Source organism: Enterobacter cloacae complex sp. SHL001, from assembly GCF_049236825.1.
In the GTDB taxonomy this organism is placed as follows: Bacteria; Pseudomonadota; Gammaproteobacteria; order Enterobacterales; family Enterobacteriaceae; genus Enterobacter; species Enterobacter hormaechei_C.
Genome location: NZ_JBMKIP010000014.1, coordinates 1 through 17,092, shown reverse-complemented (window position 1 = coordinate 17,092; position 17,092 = coordinate 1). Strand labels below are relative to the sequence as shown.

At 53.3% G+C, this 17,092-nt stretch carries 14 protein-coding genes; 5 read left to right on the top strand and 9 right to left on the bottom strand.

Annotated elements, in window-relative coordinates:
* From thiG to ACOTYH_RS21340, 5 genes are all read left to right on the top strand, one after another.
* On the top strand, positions 1 to 768 hold the full coding sequence (gene thiG, locus ACOTYH_RS21360; protein ID WP_023302917.1) for a thiazole synthase: 768 nt from the start codon (positions 1 to 3) through the stop codon (positions 766 to 768).
* Positions 768 to 1,895 carry a 2-iminoacetate synthase ThiH gene (gene thiH / locus ACOTYH_RS21355; protein WP_032672128.1) on the top strand — a complete coding sequence of 376 codons (1,128 nt, stop codon included), beginning with the start codon at positions 768 to 770 and terminating at the stop codon, positions 1,893 to 1,895. The genes thiG and thiH overlap by 1 nt, the downstream gene beginning before the upstream one ends.
* Positions 1,896 to 2,233: 338 nt before the next feature.
* Positions 2,234 to 3,775 (top strand): sensor domain-containing diguanylate cyclase, encoded by a 1,542-nt coding sequence (locus ACOTYH_RS21350; protein ID WP_058689036.1) that lies wholly within the window; start codon positions 2,234 to 2,236, stop codon positions 3,773 to 3,775.
* A gap of 180 nt (positions 3,776 to 3,955) precedes the next feature.
* Positions 3,956 to 4,264, top strand: a complete 309-nt coding sequence (locus ACOTYH_RS21345; RefSeq protein ID WP_010425948.1) for a PTS sugar transporter subunit IIB — start codon at positions 3,956 to 3,958, stop codon at positions 4,262 to 4,264.
* Entirely contained in the window at positions 4,264 to 4,581 is a 318-nt protein-coding gene (locus ACOTYH_RS21340; protein WP_003862327.1) for a PTS lactose/cellobiose transporter subunit IIA, read from the top strand. Before ACOTYH_RS21345 ends, ACOTYH_RS21340 begins: the two co-directional genes overlap by 1 nt.
* 115 nt (positions 4,582 to 4,696) lie before the next feature.
* Here ACOTYH_RS21340 and rpoC read toward each other — a convergent pair whose 3' ends face one another.
* The 9 genes from rpoC to ACOTYH_RS21295 all read right to left on the bottom strand — a co-directional run.
* On the bottom strand, positions 4,697 to 8,920 hold the full coding sequence (gene rpoC / locus ACOTYH_RS21335; protein WP_017384083.1) for a DNA-directed RNA polymerase subunit beta': 4,224 nt from the start codon (positions 8,918 to 8,920) through the stop codon (positions 4,697 to 4,699).
* A gap of 76 nt (positions 8,921 to 8,996) precedes the next feature.
* Positions 8,997 to 13,025 carry a DNA-directed RNA polymerase subunit beta gene (rpoB, locus tag ACOTYH_RS21330; RefSeq protein WP_015569976.1) on the bottom strand — a complete coding sequence of 1,343 codons (4,029 nt, stop codon included), beginning with the start codon at positions 13,023 to 13,025 and terminating at the stop codon, positions 8,997 to 8,999.
* Between the two features lie 319 nt (positions 13,026 to 13,344).
* Entirely contained in the window at positions 13,345 to 13,710 is a 366-nt protein-coding gene (rplL, locus tag ACOTYH_RS21325) for a 50S ribosomal protein L7/L12 (RefSeq protein ID WP_002445276.1), read from the bottom strand.
* 66 nt (positions 13,711 to 13,776) lie between these two features.
* Positions 13,777 to 14,274 (bottom strand): 50S ribosomal protein L10, encoded by a 498-nt coding sequence (gene rplJ / locus ACOTYH_RS21320; protein ID WP_003862338.1) that lies wholly within the window; start codon positions 14,272 to 14,274, stop codon positions 13,777 to 13,779.
* Between the two features lie 289 nt (positions 14,275 to 14,563).
* A complete protein-coding gene (rplA, locus tag ACOTYH_RS21315) occupies positions 14,564 to 15,268 on the bottom strand; it encodes a 50S ribosomal protein L1 (RefSeq protein WP_006810530.1) in 705 nt (234 codons plus the stop codon).
* A 3-nt stretch (positions 15,269 to 15,271) separates the two neighbouring features.
* Positions 15,272 to 15,700, bottom strand: coding sequence for a 50S ribosomal protein L11 (gene rplK, locus ACOTYH_RS21310; RefSeq protein WP_003862340.1), 429 nt, complete (start codon positions 15,698 to 15,700; stop codon positions 15,272 to 15,274).
* Between the two features lie 156 nt (positions 15,701 to 15,856).
* On the bottom strand, positions 15,857 to 16,402 hold the full coding sequence (gene nusG / locus ACOTYH_RS21305; protein WP_003862341.1) for a transcription termination/antitermination protein NusG: 546 nt from the start codon (positions 16,400 to 16,402) through the stop codon (positions 15,857 to 15,859).
* A 1-nt stretch (position 16,403) separates the two neighbouring features.
* Complete coding sequence (gene secE, locus ACOTYH_RS21300) at positions 16,404 to 16,787, bottom strand: preprotein translocase subunit SecE (RefSeq protein ID WP_003862342.1); 384 nt, start codon at positions 16,785 to 16,787, stop codon at positions 16,404 to 16,406.
* 227 nt (positions 16,788 to 17,014) lie between these two features.
* Positions 17,015 to 17,092, bottom strand: a 78-nt coding sequence (locus tag ACOTYH_RS21295; RefSeq protein ID WP_001184434.1) for a hypothetical protein, incomplete at its 5' end; no start/stop codon positions are given.

The window sequence follows — 17,092 nt, the reverse complement described above, 5'->3', positions numbered from 1 at the left end:
ATGTTACGTATTGCCGACAAAGTCTTTGATTCACATCTGTTTACCGGAACCGGAAAATTCGCCTCCCCGCAACTGATGGTGGATGCCATTCGTGAAAGCGGCAGCCAGCTGGTGACGCTGGCGATGAAGCGCGTGGATTTGCGTCAGCACAACGATGCCATACTTGCGCCGTTACTGGAGGCAGGCGTGACGCTCTTACCGAATACCTCCGGTGCGAAAACGGCCGAGGAAGCAATTTTCGCTGCGCAACTGGCGCGGGAAGCGCTCGGCACCCGCTGGCTGAAGCTGGAAATTCACCCGGACGCCCGCTGGCTGTTGCCCGATCCGATCGAAACCCTGAAAGCGGCAGAGAAGCTGGTGCAGCAGGGATTCACCGTTCTGCCCTACTGTGGTGCCGACCCCGTGCTCTGTAAGCGTCTGGAAGAGGTCGGCTGCGCGGCCGTAATGCCGCTGGGCGCCCCCATTGGCTCCAACCAGGGGCTGGAGACCCGCGCGATGCTGGAAATCATTATTGAGCAGGCGACCGTGCCGGTGGTGGTGGATGCGGGCATCGGCGTACCCAGTCACGCCGCGCAGGCGCTGGAGATGGGGGCCGATGCGGTGCTGGTCAATACCGCGATTGCGGTGGCCGACGACCCGGTGATGATGGCGCGTGCGTTCCGCCTTGCCGTGGAGTCCGGTCTGCTGGCTCGGCAGTCCGGCCCCGGCTCGCGCAGTGTTCAGGCGCAGGCCACCAGCCCGCTGACCGATTTTCTGGAGGCGCTCTGATGGCTACCTTTACCGATCGCTGGCGTCAGCTTAACTGGGACGATATTGCCTTACGCATCAACAGTAAAACCTCTGCGGACGTAGAGCGGGCATTAACAGCCAAACATTTGACGCGCGAGGATTTGATGGCCCTGCTTTCTCCGGCAGCCTGCGCGTACCTTGAACCGATGGCCCAGCGCGCGCAACGCCTCACCCGCCAGCGCTTTGGCAACACGGTGAGCTTTTACGTGCCGCTCTATCTTTCTAACCTGTGCGCCAACGATTGCACCTACTGTGGTTTCTCCATGAGCAACCGTATTAAGCGTAAAACGCTGGATGAGCATGAGATCGCCCGCGAGTGTGCGGCTATTCGTGAGATGGGTTTTGAACATCTCCTGCTGGTGACGGGTGAACATCAGGGCAAAGTGGGGATGGACTATTTTCGCCAGCATCTTCCGGCCATCCGCCGCGAATTTGCCTCGTTGCAAATGGAAGTGCAGCCTCTGTCGCAGGAGGAATATGCAGAGCTGAAAACCCTCGGGCTGGACGGCGTAATGGTTTATCAGGAAACCTACCATGAGGCGACCTATGCCCGGCATCACCTGAAAGGGAAGAAGCAGGATTTCATCTTCCGGCTGGAAACGCCGGACAGGCTGGGGCGCGCCGGTATCGATAAAATTGGGCTGGGCGCGCTTATCGGTCTGTCCGACAGCTGGCGGGTGGACTGCTATATGGTGGCGGAGCATCTGCTGTGGCTACAGCAGCAGTACTGGCAAAGCCGCTATTCCATCTCTTTCCCGCGGCTGCGTCCCTGTACGGGAGGCGTTGAACCCGCCTCGCTGATGGATGAGCGCCAGCTGGTGCAAACCCTGTGTGCATTTCGCCTGTTCGCGCCGGAAGTGGAATTGTCGCTCTCCACGCGTGAATCCCCCGCGTTTCGCGATCGCGCGATCCCGCTGGCGATCAATAACGTCAGCGCCTTTTCCAAAACGCAGCCGGGCGGTTACGCGGACGATCACCCGGAACTGGAACAGTTTGCACCGCACGACGGCCGACGGCCCGAAGCGGTGGCGGAAGCCCTGACTGCACAGGGGCTACAGCCGGTGTGGAAAGACTGGGATAGCTGGCTGGGAAGAGCCTCGCATTAGCGCTGAAACTGTCTGCAAAAATGCGAAAAGGTTACGAGGCGGCTCGTAAGATCATAACCGGGCGATTGAGGCGATCTGCCCGGTTTTCTTATGCTTAACCACGTCAGCAACGGACGCTGACCAGGGTGAAAATGCTTCTTCCTCGTTTCGCCCTGCCCTCCGCCTCTTAAACAAAATTCAATTGATACAATAAATACGTCGTTTCTTATCTACGCTTAAGATAAATCATCTCGTCGGTAATCGCCTTCTGTATAATTTACTACCAGCAACCGGACAGCGACTATGCTGAGGGTATCGACAGACGCAACGCGTCTACCATCTGGATTGATGTACAACTCATGGCACTCCACAGTAAAAAGCTCTCTTTTACCCGGCCAATTATGGTCAGCTTCGCGGGGATGCTGTTCAGTTTCGCGCTGATCGCCGTCCTGGTCGTCCTTTCACAGAGAAAGGATTTTCTTGAGGATTATCATAAAATTAATGGTAATTTCACCCATAATCTGGCGGTGAACTATACCGAATCCATCCTGCGAGAAAATGACTATATTCTTGGTCGCGCTGCGATGTACTTCGCCCGTAATGACAGAGTGAATCAGACAATAAATATCGATCCGACACACGGTTTGCAGATGTTGATGCATTTGCAGAACCTGATGCCGACGGTGTCGTCTATCTCTCTGGCGGACACAGAAGGGCGCCATCTGCGCGCGCCGGAAGTGCTGCCAACGGAGAAAAGTAAGTCGTTCGACGCCAGAACCCGCCCATGGTTTGTCGGGCAAGCGGAAGCCAGCAACTTTCCTCACTACACCCGCCCCTATCTGGACTATTTCACCCAACATCCTACTGTCACCCTCTATAAGCCGGTCATTTCACCGGAAGGCCGTCTGAAGGGCACGCTCGCTTTCCATCTTGATTTAACGTCCATGGGGTATACCCTGCGCCAGATGGTGGCGCCGGTTCAGGGTGAGTTTTTTGTCGTGGAGCGTGACGGCGCCGTTGTGCTGCATCCGGACACGGGGGCGCTCTTTAAGCAGTATGTAAGCGAAGCGCTGATGGACAAAATGACCAGCGGCGAAGGCCATCTTTTCGACCCCAAAAGTAAAACCTGGTATTACTACTACTCTTTCACCAATCCGGACTGGTTTGTGATTTATCGGGTCTCCGATGCCACGCTTACCGTCATCACCCGGCATGAAACCACCGTCGTCGGCTGGGGATTTGCGCTGGCGGCAATCATCATCATTCTGTTCGGGCTTTACCTTCGTCATGCCTCGCGTTCTGTGCTGATGAACATTATCAACGCCATCAAAACCGGCGACGTCAACCAGGCGCCACGCCTTGAGGCGATGCTCAGCCATACCATTCGAACCAATAAAGAACGCGAGCTGGCCTATGTCCGTCAGGCCACCCATGATGCGCTGACAGGCTGCAAAAATCGCCGTGCGTTCGATAACGATGTGGATGAGCTGCTGACCGCTCATCAACCCTTCGTTCTGGCGCTGATCGACATCGATAACTTCAAATCCATTAACGACACCTGGGGCCACCTGAGCGGGGATATTGTGCTGCGCAACGTGGCGCGGGAAGGTATTCAGATCATGCAGCCGCACCACGTTTCCGTTTACCGCTACGGTGGAGAAGAGTTCGGCGTGATATTCCCGGCCGAGCTGATGAACTCCGCGCACGCGCTACTGGAAGCCTGGCGCACCGCCGTTGAAAAGCGGACCTGGCGGGAAGAGAACCTGCGAGTGACCTTCAGCGCCGGGATGGGGGAGTGGCACTTCGAACCGCTGGAACAATTTATCGGTAGCGTAGATGAAGCGCTGTATACCGCTAAACAACAGGGTAAAAACCGCATCGTAAGCACGGCCAGCCGATAATACCCTTCCTCAAATTCTGCCCGATCTGACGGGCAGAATGCTCTCCGCTGTAAAATTGTAACCGGTTTCAGGAAAATGCCGATTTCTTTGTGATGCCTGACACACAATCGCGGTAAAGCGGTTGTTGAAGCGGTCTGCACGGGATAATTATCAATAAACACATGTAGATCGAGGCTGACTATGAAGAACATCGTTTTATGCTGTGCAGCGGGAATGTCAACCAGCATGCTGGTTCAACGTATGAAAGATGCCGCGCAGAAAAAAGGAGTCGAAGTAACCATTAAAGCCGTTCCGGTCGCGGAGTTTAAAGATAACATCGCGACGGCTGATATCGTATTACTGGGGCCACAGGTTAAATACGAACAGGCAAAACTCCAGGCGCAGGCCGATCCGCTCGGAAAAAAGGTTGCGGTCATCGACATGATGGATTACGGCATGATGAAAGGTGATGCCGTACTGGAAAAAGCGCTCAAACTTCTGGAGTCATAATGGAAGACTTAGAAACCACGATTATGGAACTGCTGGTCAACGCAGGCGCAGCGCGCAGCGCGGCCCTGACGGCGTTACAGATGGCGCGAAAAGGCGACTTTGATGAAGCCGAGAAAGCGATGGAAGAATCGCGTGAATATGTGAAACATGCGCATACGATCCAGACGCAGCTTATCGGTCTTGATGAAGGGACCGGGAAACTTCCGGTTAACCTGATCACCGTTCACTCTCAGGATCACCTGATGAACGCGATGGTTATTCAGGATCTGGCGGGCGATATGATTGAGCTTTATCGACGTATCCCGTTAGTGAACTGAAGACATACAGATGTAAAAAAACCCGCCGAGGCGGGTTTTTTATTGTCGGGTGGCGCTACGCTTACCCGACCTGTGATTCATATGCCCGGTAATTTTACCTACCGGGCATCAACGATTACTCGTTGTCGGAACCGCCCAGACCTGCGTTCAGCAGTTCTGCAAGGCTCGCGGATGCATCTTCGGCAGTCACCTGCGGTGCAGCTGGCAGTTCGCCCGCTGCGCGACGACGCATACGATCCTGGTGGTACGCATAACCGGTACCGGCCGGGATCAGACGACCCACGATAACGTTCTCTTTCAGACCGCGCAGTTCATCACGTTTACCTGCAACAGCCGCTTCGGTCAGGACACGAGTGGTTTCCTGGAACGATGCAGCAGAGATGAAGGACTCGGTTGCCAGAGACGCTTTGGTGATACCCAGCAGATCGCGTGCGAAGGTCGCACCGATTTTGCCGTTCGCTTCCAGATCGCGGTTAGCGATCTTAACGCGTGAGTATTCAACCTGCTCGCCTTCCAGGAAGTCGGAGCTGCCCGCGTTTTCGATGGTTGCTTTACGCAGCATCTGACGAACGATAACTTCAATGTGTTTATCGTTAATCTTAACGCCTTGCAGACGGTATACGTCCTGTACTTCGTTAACAATGTAACGGGTAACAGCATGCACACCACGCAGACGCAGGATGTCGTGCGGCGCTTCTGGACCATCGGAAACCACGTCACCACGTTCTACGCGTTCACCTTCGAACACGTTGAGCTGACGCCACTTAGGAATCATCTCTTCGTACGGCTCGCTGCCATCTACTGGCGTAATAACCAGGCGGCGCTTACCTTTGGTCTCTTTACCGAAGGAGATGATACCGCTGATTTCAGCCAGGATCGCAGGCTCTTTCGGACGACGTGCTTCGAACAGGTCCGCAACGCGTGGCAGACCACCGGTGATGTCCTTGGTACCGCCGGATTCCTGAGGAATACGCGCCAGGGTGTCACCAGAGCTGATCTGTACGCCATCTTCCAGCTGTACAATCGCTTTACCCGGCAGGAAGTACTGCGCAGGCATATCGGTACCAGGGATCAGAACGTCGTTACCCTGAGCATCAACGATTTTCAGTGCAGGACGCAGATCTTTACCGCCGGTAGTACGTTCAGCAGAATCCAGAACCACCAGAGAAGACAGACCGGTCAGCTCGTCGGTCTGACGAGTAATGGTCTGGCCGTCGATCATGTCAGTGAAGCGGATGAAACCACTTACTTCGGTGATAACCGGCATGGTGTGTGGATCCCAGTTTGCAACGGTTTCACCGCCAGCAACCTGCTCGCCATCACCTTTCGCCATAACCGCACCGTAAGGCACTTTATAGCTCTCTTTGGTACGACCGAATTCGTCGATCAGCTTCAGCTCGGTGTTACGGGAAGTGATAACCAGTTTACCGCTGGAGTTCACAACCGACTTCGCGTTGCTGAGCTTGATGCTACCTTTGTTTTTCACCTGGATGCTGGATTCAGCAGCCGCACGAGATGCCGCACCACCGATGTGGAACGTACGCATCGTCAGCTGTGTACCCGGCTCACCGATGGACTGTGCCGCGATAACGCCGATAGCCTCACCTTTGTTGATGATGTGGCCACGCGCCAGGTCACGACCGTAGCAGTGCGCACACACACCAAAGTCGGTGTCACAGGATACAACGGAACGCACTTTCACGGAGTCAACAGAGTTCGCTTCCAGCAGGTCACACCACTGTTCGTGCAGCAGGGTGTTGCGTGGAACCAGAATGTCTGCGGTGCCCGGCTTCAGAATGTCTTCCGCGGTCACACGACCCAGTACGCGATCGCGCAGCGGCTCTTTAACATCACCACCCTCGATAACCGGGGTCATGGTGATACCTTCGAGGGTGCCACAATCGTCTTCGGTGACGACCAGATCCTGCGCAACGTCAACCAGACGACGCGTCAGATAACCGGAGTTCGCCGTTTTCAGTGCGGTATCCGCCAGACCTTTACGCGCACCGTGCGTGGAGATGAAGTACTGGAGTACGTTCAGACCTTCACGGAAGTTCGCGGTGATTGGCGTTTCGATGATGGAGCCATCTGGCTTCGCCATCAGACCACGCATACCTGCCAGCTGACGAATCTGTGCCGCAGAACCACGCGCACCGGAGTCGGCCATCATGTAGATGCTGTTGAAGGAGACCTGCTGCTCTTCTACGCCGTCACGGTTAATCACGGTTTCGGTTTGCAGGTTATCCATCATCGCTTTAGATACACGATCGTTCGCCGCAGCCCAGATATCGATAACTTTGTTGTAACGTTCGCCTGCGGTTACCAGACCAGACTGGAACTGCTCCTGGATCTCAGCAACTTCAGCTTCCGCTTCAGAGATGATCTCGTGTTTCTTCTCTGGGATGACCATGTCATCGATACCAACAGATGCACCTGAACGCGCTGCATAAGCAAAGCCGGTGTACATTGTCTGGTCAGCGAAGATAACGGTCGGCTTCAGACCCAGAATGCGGTAACAGGTGTTCAGCATTTTGGAGATCGCTTTCTTGCCCAGCGCCTGGTTGACGATGGAGAAAGGCAGACCTTTCGGTACGATCATCCACAGAATGGCACGGCCAACGGTCGTGTCTTTCAGGCTGGTGTGCGCAACGAACTCGCCGTTTTCATCTTTTTCGTATTCGGTGATACGCACTTTAACGCGCGCATGCAGAGAGGCCAGGCCAGCGCGATAAATACGCTCAGCTTCTTTCGGGCCAGTCAGCACCATGCCTTCGCCTTTGGCGTTAACACAGTCACGGGTCATGTAGTACAGACCCAGTACAACGTCCTGAGAAGGAACGATGATAGGTTCACCGTTCGCTGGAGACAGGATGTTGTTGGTAGACATCATCAGCGCACGCGCTTCGAGCTGGGCTTCCAGCGTCAGCGGTACGTGAACAGCCATCTGGTCACCATCGAAGTCGGCGTTATAGGCCGCACAAACCAGCGGGTGCAGCTGGATCGCTTTACCTTCGATCAGGACTGGCTCAAAGGCCTGGATACCCAGACGGTGCAGAGTTGGTGCACGGTTCAGCAGTACCGGGTGTTCGCGGATCACTTCGTCCAGGATATCCCAAACGACAGCTTCTTCACGCTCAACCATTTTCTTCGCGGCTTTGATGGTGGTGGCGAGGCCACGCAGTTCCAGCTTGCCGTAGATGAACGGTTTGAACAGCTCCAGTGCCATTTTCTTCGGCAGACCGCACTGATGCAGACGCAGGTATGGACCTACGGTGATTACAGAACGACCGGAGTAGTCAACACGCTTACCGAGCAGGTTCTGACGGAAACGACCCTGCTTACCTTTGATCATGTCGGCCAAAGATTTCAGAGGACGTTTGTTAGAACCGGTGATCGCACGACCACGACGACCGTTATCCAACAGGGCATCGACTGCTTCCTGAAGCATACGTTTTTCGTTGCGTACGATGATGTCCGGCGCAGCCAGATCCAGCAGACGTTTCAGACGGTTGTTACGGTTGATCACGCGACGGTACAGATCGTTCAGATCCGACGTTGCGAAACGACCGCCATCCAGCGGAACCAGCGGACGCAGATCTGGCGGCAGAACCGGCAGAACGGTCAGGATCATCCACTCTGGTTTGTTACCAGACTGAACGAACGCTTCCAGCAGTTTGATACGCTTGGTCAGCTTTTTACGCTTGGTTTCGGAGTTGGTTTCGTTCAGCTCTTCGCGCAGAGTTTCACACTCTTGCTCCAGATCCATGCTCTTCAGCAGGGCCTGGATAGCTTCCGCACCCATCTTCGCGTCGAATTCGTCACCGAACTCTTCCAGCGCGTCCAGATACTGTTCTTCGGTCAGGATCTGGTTACGTTCCAGATTGGTCATCCCGCCTTCGATAACCACATAAGATTCGAAGTACAGAACACGTTCGATATCGCGCAGCGGCATATCCAGCAGCAGACCGATACGGGACGGCAGAGATTTCAGGAACCAGATGTGAGCGGTCGGAGACGCCAGCTCGATGTGGCCCATACGCTCACGGCGTACTTTGGTCTGGGTCACTTCAACGCCGCACTTCTCACAGATCACACCACGGTGTTTCAGGCGCTTGTACTTACCGCACAGGCACTCGTAATCTTTTACTGGCCCGAAAATACGCGCACAGAAAAGGCCGTCACGCTCAGGTTTGAACGTACGGTAGTTAATGGTTTCCGGCTTTTTAACTTCACCGAAAGACCATGAACGGATCATGTCTGGCGAAGCCAGAGCAATTTTGATCGCATCAAACTCTTCGGTTTTAGTTTGCGCTTTCAGAAACTTTAATAAGTCTTTCACGGATTTGCTCCCGTCGGAGTTAGCACACTCTGCTGTCGGGCGTTAACCCGACAGCAGTGACCTGTTTGAGCGAGAATTACTCGTCTTCCAGTTCGATGTTGATACCCAGCGAACGAATCTCTTTCAACAGTACGTTGAAGGATTCTGGCATGCCCGGTTCCATCTGATGGTTGCCGTCTACGATGTTCTTATACATCTTAGTACGACCGTTCACGTCATCAGACTTAACGGTGAGCATTTCCTGCAAGGTGTATGCTGCGCCGTATGCTTCCAGCGCCCACACTTCCATCTCCCCGAAGCGCTGACCACCGAACTGAGCCTTACCACCCAGCGGCTGCTGAGTAACCAGGCTGTAAGAACCGGTAGAACGAGCGTGCATCTTGTCGTCGACCAGGTGGTTCAGTTTCAGCATGTACATGTAACCTACGGTTACCGGACGCTCGAACTGTTCACCGGTACGGCCGTCAAACAGCGTAATCTGACCAGACGTTGGCAGACCACCCAGTTGCAGCAGCTCTTTAATTTCAGCTTCTTTTGCACCGTCGAATACCGGCGTTGCAATTGGCATACCTTTGCGCAGGTTCTCTGCCAGACGCAGCACTTCTTCATCGCTGAAGGTGTTCAGGTCGACTTTCTGACGAACGTCGGTACCCAGATCGTAGGCACGCTGGATGAACTCGCGCAGTTTCGCGACTTCCTGCTGCTGTTTCAGCATGGCGTTGATCTTATCGCCGATACCTTTCGCAGCCATACCCAGGTGGGTTTCCAGAATCTGACCGATGTTCATACGAGACGGTACGCCCAGTGGGTTCAGTACGATATCTACCGGCGTACCGTTAGCATCGTGCGGCATATCTTCGATCGGGTTGATCTTAGAGATAACACCCTTGTTACCGTGACGACCTGCCATCTTATCACCAGGCTGGATCTGACGTTTAACAGCCAGATACACCTTAACAATCTTCAGCACGCCTGGTGCCAGATCGTCGCCCTGAGTGATTTTGCGGCGTTTCGCTTCGAGTTTTTTCTCGAACTCGTGTTTCAGTTCGTCATACTGCTCAGCCAGCTGTTCCAGCTGATTCTGTTTCTCTTCGTCGGTCAGGCCCAGTTCCAGCCAGCGATCGCGTGGCAGTTTGTCGAGCTTCTCAGCTTCAACGCCACCGGCAACCAGCACCGCATAGATACGGCTGAACAGACCTGCTTCGAGGATTTGCAGTTCTTCAGACAGGTCTTTCTTAGCCTGTTTGAGCTGCATCTCTTCGATTTCCAGCGCACGCTTATCTTTCTCAACGCCGTCACGGGTGAAGACCTGAACGTCGATAACCGTACCGGAAACACCGTTTGGTACGCGCAGAGAAGAGTCTTTAACGTCAGACGCTTTCTCACCGAAGATAGCACGCAGCAGTTTCTCTTCTGGCGTCAGCTGGGTTTCGCCTTTCGGCGTGACCTTACCAACCAGAATGTCACCGCCGGTCACTTCCGCACCGATGTAAACAATACCGGATTCATCCAGTTTAGAGAGCGCAGCTTCACCCACGTTCGGGATGTCAGCGGTGATCTCTTCTGGCCCCAGCTTGGTGTCACGGGACACACATGCCAGTTCCTGAATGTGGATGGTGGTGAAACGATCTTCCTGAACCACACGCTCGGAGACGAGGATGGAGTCTTCGAAGTTGTAACCGTTCCACGGCATGAACGCTACGCGCATGTTCTGACCGAGCGCCAGTTCACCGAGGTCGGTGGACGGACCGTCTGCCAGCACGTCGCCGCGCTCAACTGGCTCACCCAGAGACACACATGGCATCTGGTTGATACAGGTGTTCTGGTTAGAACGGGTGTATTTGGTCAGGTTGTAGATGTCGATACCCGCTTCGCCCGGATACATCTCGTCTTCGTTAACTTTGATAACGATACGGGATGCGTCAACGTACTGAACGGTACCGCCACGCTTAGCAACTGCTGTAACACCAGAGTCAACGGCAACAGCACGTTCCATACCGGTACCAACCAGCGGCTTATCAGCACGCAGAGTTGGAACGGCCTGACGTTGCATGTTCGCACCCATCAATGCACGGTTGGCGTCATCGTGTTCCAGGAACGGGATCAGGGACGCACCGACGGATACCACCTGCTGGGTGGATACGTCCATGTAGTCAACCTGGTCGCGGCTGAACAAGCTGGATTCGCCTTTGCTACGGCAGGTAACCAGATCTTCTACAAAGTGGCCTTCGTCATCCAGGTTGGAGTTCGCCTGAGCGATAACGTAGTTGCCTTCTTCGATAGCAGACAGGTAATGAATTTCGTCAGTAACAACACCGTCGGTCACTTTACGATACGGGGTCTCGAGGAAACCGTATTCGTTCGTCTGTGCGTACACGGACAGGGAGTTGATCAGACCGATGTTTGGACCTTCAGGCGTTTCGATTGGACATACGCGACCGTAGTGAGTCGGGTGTACGTCTCGAACTTCAAAGCCTGCGCGTTCACGGGTCAGACCGCCTGGGCCGAGTGCGGAGATACGACGTTTGTGCGTGATCTCAGACAGCGGGTTGTTCTGGTCCATGAACTGAGACAGCTGGCTGGAACCGAAGAACTCTTTCACTGCCGCAGAAATCGGCTTCGCGTTAATCATATCCTGAGGCATCAGGGTATCCAGATCGCCCAGAGACAGACGCTCTTTCACCGCACGCTCTACACGTACCAGGCCAACGCGGAACTGGTTTTCCGCCATTTCGCCTACGGAACGGATACGACGGTTGCCGAGGTGGTCGATATCGTCCACTTCGCCTTTACCGTTACGGATATCGATGAGCTTCTTCATCACTTCAATGATGTCGTCTTTGCTCAGGATACCGGAACCTTCGATCTCGTCGCGCAGCAGAGAACGGTTGAACTTCATACGACCAACCGCGGACAGATCGTAGCGGTCTTCGGAGAAGAACAGGTTCTCGAACAGGCTTTCAGCCGCTTCGCGAGTTGGTGGCTCACCAGGACGCATCATGCGGTAGATTTCGACCAGCGCGCTCAGACGATCGTTGGTTGGGTCGACGCGTACAGTCTCAGAGATGTACGGACCGTGGTCCAGATCGTTGGTGAACAGCGTTTCGATACGTTTGTGGCCAGACTGGCTCAGCTTAGCCAGCAGATCCAGGCTCAGCTCCATGTTCGCCGGGCAGATCAGCTCGCCAGTTGATTCATCAACGTAATCTTTCGCGGCTACTTTTCCTGCAATGTATTCAACCGGAACTTCGATGTGTTTGATATCATCTTTTTCCAGCTGGCGGATGTGGCGCGCGGTGATACGGCGACCTTTTTCCACATACACTTTGCCGTCGGCTTCGATGTCGAACGACGCGGTCTCACCACGCAGACGTTCCGGCACCAACTCCATCTGCAACTTGTTGTCGCGGATTTCAAAGATCACTTTCTCAAAGAACAGGTCCAGGATCTGCTCAGTGGTATAGTTCAGTGCACGCAGAATGATGGTTGCAGGCAGCTTACGACGACGGTCGATACGGACAAACAGGTTGTCTTTTGGATCGAATTCGAAGTCCAGCCATGAACCACGGTAAGGAATGATGCGTGCGTTATACAGTACTTTACCGGAAGAGTGCGTTTTACCTTTATCGCTGTCGAAGAAGACGCCCGGGCTACGGTGCAGCTGGGAAACGATAACACGCTCAGTACCGTTGATAACGAAAGTACCGTTGTCCGTCATGAGTGGAATTTCACCCATGTAGACTTCTTGTTCTTTAATGTCTTTTACGGTGCCTTCCGGCGCTTCGCGCTCGTAGATCACCAGACGCAGTTTTACGCGCAGCGGTGCGGAATAGGTCACGCCACGGATCTGACATTCCTGAACGTCAAACACCGGTTCGCCAAGGCGGTAGCTGACGTACTGCAGCTCGGAATTACCGCTGTAGCTCTGAATCGGGAACACGGAACGGAAGGCTGCTTCCAGGCCGTACTGCCCTTCAGGATCTTGCTCGATAAACTTCTGGAACGAGTCAAGCTGGATAGAAAGGAGATATGGAATGTCCAGAACTTGTGGACGTTTACCAAAATCCTTACGAATACGTTTTTTCTCGGTATAGGAGTAAACCATAGGGTTCCTCAGCTCGCTGACAAGTCGACCCATCTGTCCGACGAAGGGACAGTTTGTGCAACACCATTTTGTGGACCGGAAAATTGAATACTTTCCGCAATACCTGTTGCTATCACGCTTAAACCATTTCATTGCGATTTACACAGAGCGAGCACCCTGTCGCAGTATATTAAGTCGTCGATAGAAACAAGCATTGTCAGGACAACCAGCAGTCAAACAGTGTGAAATGCTGCTGATGCCTTACAGCGCAAAAAGGCTGGTGACTAAAAAGTCACCAGCCATCAGCCTAATTGCTTAGGCTGCAACCAGAAAAGTTGGCTTATTTAACTTCAACTTCAGCGCCAGCTTCTTCCAGAGATTTTTTCAGTGCTTCTGCGTCGTCTTTGCTCACGCCTTCTTTCAGCGCAGCTGGAGCAGATTCTACCAGGTCTTTAGCTTCTTTCAGACCCAGGCCAGTTGCGCCACGTACTGCTTTGATTACAGCAACTTTGTTCGCGCCAGCAGCTTTCAGAATTACGTCGAATTCAGTTTTTTCTTCAGCAGCTTCAGCCGGGCCCGCAGCTACAGCTACAGCAGCAGCAGCAGAAACACCGAATTTTTCTTCCATTGCAGAAACCAGCTCTACAACGTCCATTACGGACATAGCTGCTACTGCTTCAATGATTTGATCTTTAGTGATAGACATTTAAATTGTTCCTGAAAATCAGAATAAGTTTATACGTAAGCAAATGCTTTATAAAGATAACTGCGATTAAGCAGCTTCTTTCGCATCGCGTACAGCAGCCAGAGTGCGAACCAGTTTGCCAGCCGCAGCTTCTTTCATGGTTGCCATCAGGCGTGCAATTGCTTCTTCGTAGGTCGGCAGGGTTGCCAGGCGATCGATTTGCGATGCCGGGATCAACTCACCTTCAAAGGCTGCAGCTTTGACCTCAAATTTTGCATTCGCTTTCGCGAACTCTTTGAACAGACGAGCAGCAGCGCCCGGGTGTTCCATAGAGTATGCAATCAGGGTCGGACCAACAAACGTGTCTTTCAGGCACTCGAACTGAGTACCTTCAACTACGCGACGCAGCAGGGTGTTACGAACAACACGCATGTATACGCCAGCTTCACGACCTGCTTTACGCAGTTCAGTCATTTTGTCTACAGTAACGCCACGGGAATCCGCAACTACTGCAGACAGCGCGCCTTTGGCTACTTCGCTGACTTCAGCAACAATCGCTTGTTTGTCTTGAAGATTTAAAGCCATTAGCTTTGCTCCTGGATGTTTGCCGGAACTCATGTTCCGGAACTCACTTCACTCGACCCAACGGGAAGAGCGTCTTAATACGGTGAGCAGAAACAAGCCAGAGTATTTAAAATAATCTTAGCGTTCTGTCACCGTCTACGCAGGGGATTAAGTTTCTTGCGAAACACCTGCGGTCTTCGACGGAGGCCTGGATAGGCCAGGCTCCAACGAACAATTCTTTTAGCCGCTAACTTTTGTTAGCAAACGTGGGGGTAAGATTGTAGACAAAATCACCGCCCACGTAAAGGCATTAGTTTGCAGCAGCGCTCAGGCCAGCCTGGTCAACTGCAACACCTGCACCCATGGTGGTGGAGATGCTAACTTTCTTGATGTACACGCCTTTCGCCTGAGTTGGTTTTGCTTTTTTCAGCGCAACCAGCAGAGCTTCCAGGTTTTCTTTCAGTTTGTCAGCGTCAAAGTCCACTTTACCGATGGTGGTGTGGATGATGCCGTTTTTGTCGTTACGGTAACGAACCTGACCTGCTTTAGCGTTCTTAACCGCTTCAGCAACGTTAGGCGTTACAGTACCCACTTTCGGGTTTGGCATCAGGCCGCGTGGACCCAGAACCTGGCCCAGCTGGCCAACAACGCGCATTGCATCTGGAGAAGCAATAACAACGTCAAAGTTCATTTCGCCTTTCTTGATCTGATCAGCCAGATCTTCCATACCTACCAGTTCAGCGCCGGCAGCTTTAGCAGCTTCAGCGTTTGCACCCTGAGCAAATACAGCTACGCGTACGGAACGGCCAGTACCGTGTGGCAGTACAGTTGCGCCACGAACGTTCTGATCGGATTTACGAGCGTCGATGCCCAGGTTAACGGCAACGTCAACGCTTTCAACGAACTTAGCAGTTGCCAGTTCTTTCAGCAGAGCGATAGCTTCGTTGATGTCGTACTGTTTGGTCGCATCAACTTTGTCACGGATCACGGACATGCGCTTGGTCAGTTTAGCCATTTCTTAGTCCTCCACTACCAGGCCCATGGAACGTGCAGTACCTTCGATGGAGCGAGTCATCGCTTCAATGTCGGAACCAGTCATGTCGGCAGCTTTGGTCTGCGCGATTTCCTGCAACTGAGCGCGGGAAATTTTACCCACTTTGTCTTTGTTCGGCTTACCGGAACCAGACTTGATGCCCGCTGCTTTCTTCAGCAGAACTGCTGCTGGAGGGGTTTTGGTAACGAAAGTGAAAGAACGGTCAGCGTAAACAGTGATTACAACTGGGATTGGCAGACCTTTTTCCATGGATTCAGTTTTGGCGTTGAACGCTTTACAGAATTCCATGATGTTCACACCCTGCTGACCCAGAGCTGGACCAACTGGTGGACTTGGGTTCGCCATACCTGCTGCAACCTGCAGCTTGACGTAGGCTTGTACTTTCTTAGCCATTCTAAAATCCTCTGATTGGGTAATAACGCCTCGGAGAGGCTCCCCGTGAATAAAATTCGTTTTACGGGTCGGGACCCATAAAAACAAAAGGCGCGAAATTGTATTCCAATCTCGCGCCCTGTGCAACGATTAAATCGTCGCTTTTTTGATCGCTGCTTAGGCTTTTTCTACCTGAGCAAAGTCCAGCTCTACCGGGGTCGCACGACCAAAGATAGAAACGGAAACTTTCAGGCGGGACTTCTCGTAGTCCACTTCTTCGACGACGCCATTGAAGTCAGCAAACGGACCGTCGTTAACACGAACCATCTCACCCGGTTCAAACAGCGTTTTCGGACGCGGTTTATCACCAACCTGCTGGAGGCGGTTCATAATCGCATCAACTTCTTTGTCGCTGATTGGCGCCGGACGGTCAGATGTGCCGCCGATAAAGCCCATCACGCGTGGTACGCTGCGCACCAGGTGCCAGCTCGCGTCGTTCATCACCATCTGAACCAGCACGTAACCCGGGAAGAATTTACGCTCGCTTTTGCGACGTTGGCCGCCACGGATCTCAACCACTTCTTCGGTCGGAACCATAACTTCGCCAAATAACTCTTCCATATTGTGTAATTTGATATGCTCACGCAGCGACGTAGCTACGCGGCCTTCAAAACCGGAAAACGCCTGAACGACGTACCAGCGCTTTTTAGGGGCTTCAGACATCTCAGAACCTCAGGCCAGTGATAAAGGATACCAGGCGAACCAGAATACCATCCAGTCCCCACAGGATCAGTGACATTACAGCGGTTACCGCCGCTACAATCAGCGTGGTGTGCAATGTTTCCTGGCGAGTCGGCCAAATGACCTTGCGGACTTCGGTACGCGCTTCGCGGGCAAACGCAACGGTCGCTTTGCCTTTCGTCGTCAACAGCGCGACACCACCCGCCGCAGCAATCAGAATTACCACTGCAAGCGCGCGTAGCGGCAGCATCATGTCACGATAAAGATAGTTGCCGACAATCGCCACAATCAGCAGCACGGCTACAACTACCCATTTCATCGCTTCCAGGCCGCGCCCGCTCCCTTGAGCTTCGGTATTCGCACTCATAAACCAACCTGTCAGAAGTATTCTACAAACATTTTCACCCCGCGAGTGCGAGGCAAACCAATCGAAATGCTATTCGCTTTTCGTATTATACGCTCTCCGCAGAGCCTGTCTCAGCAATGATTATGACAAAATTAATCACTGATGAGCCAGGTTCTGATGTGAAAGCGTGCAAAAAGGGCATCAAATGATGCCCTTTTATTGCGCATTGCGTCAAATGTTATCAGCGATTAGCCGAGAACTTTAGCAACAACGCCCGCGCCAACGGTACGGCCGCCTTCACGGATTGCGAAACGCAGACCGTCGTC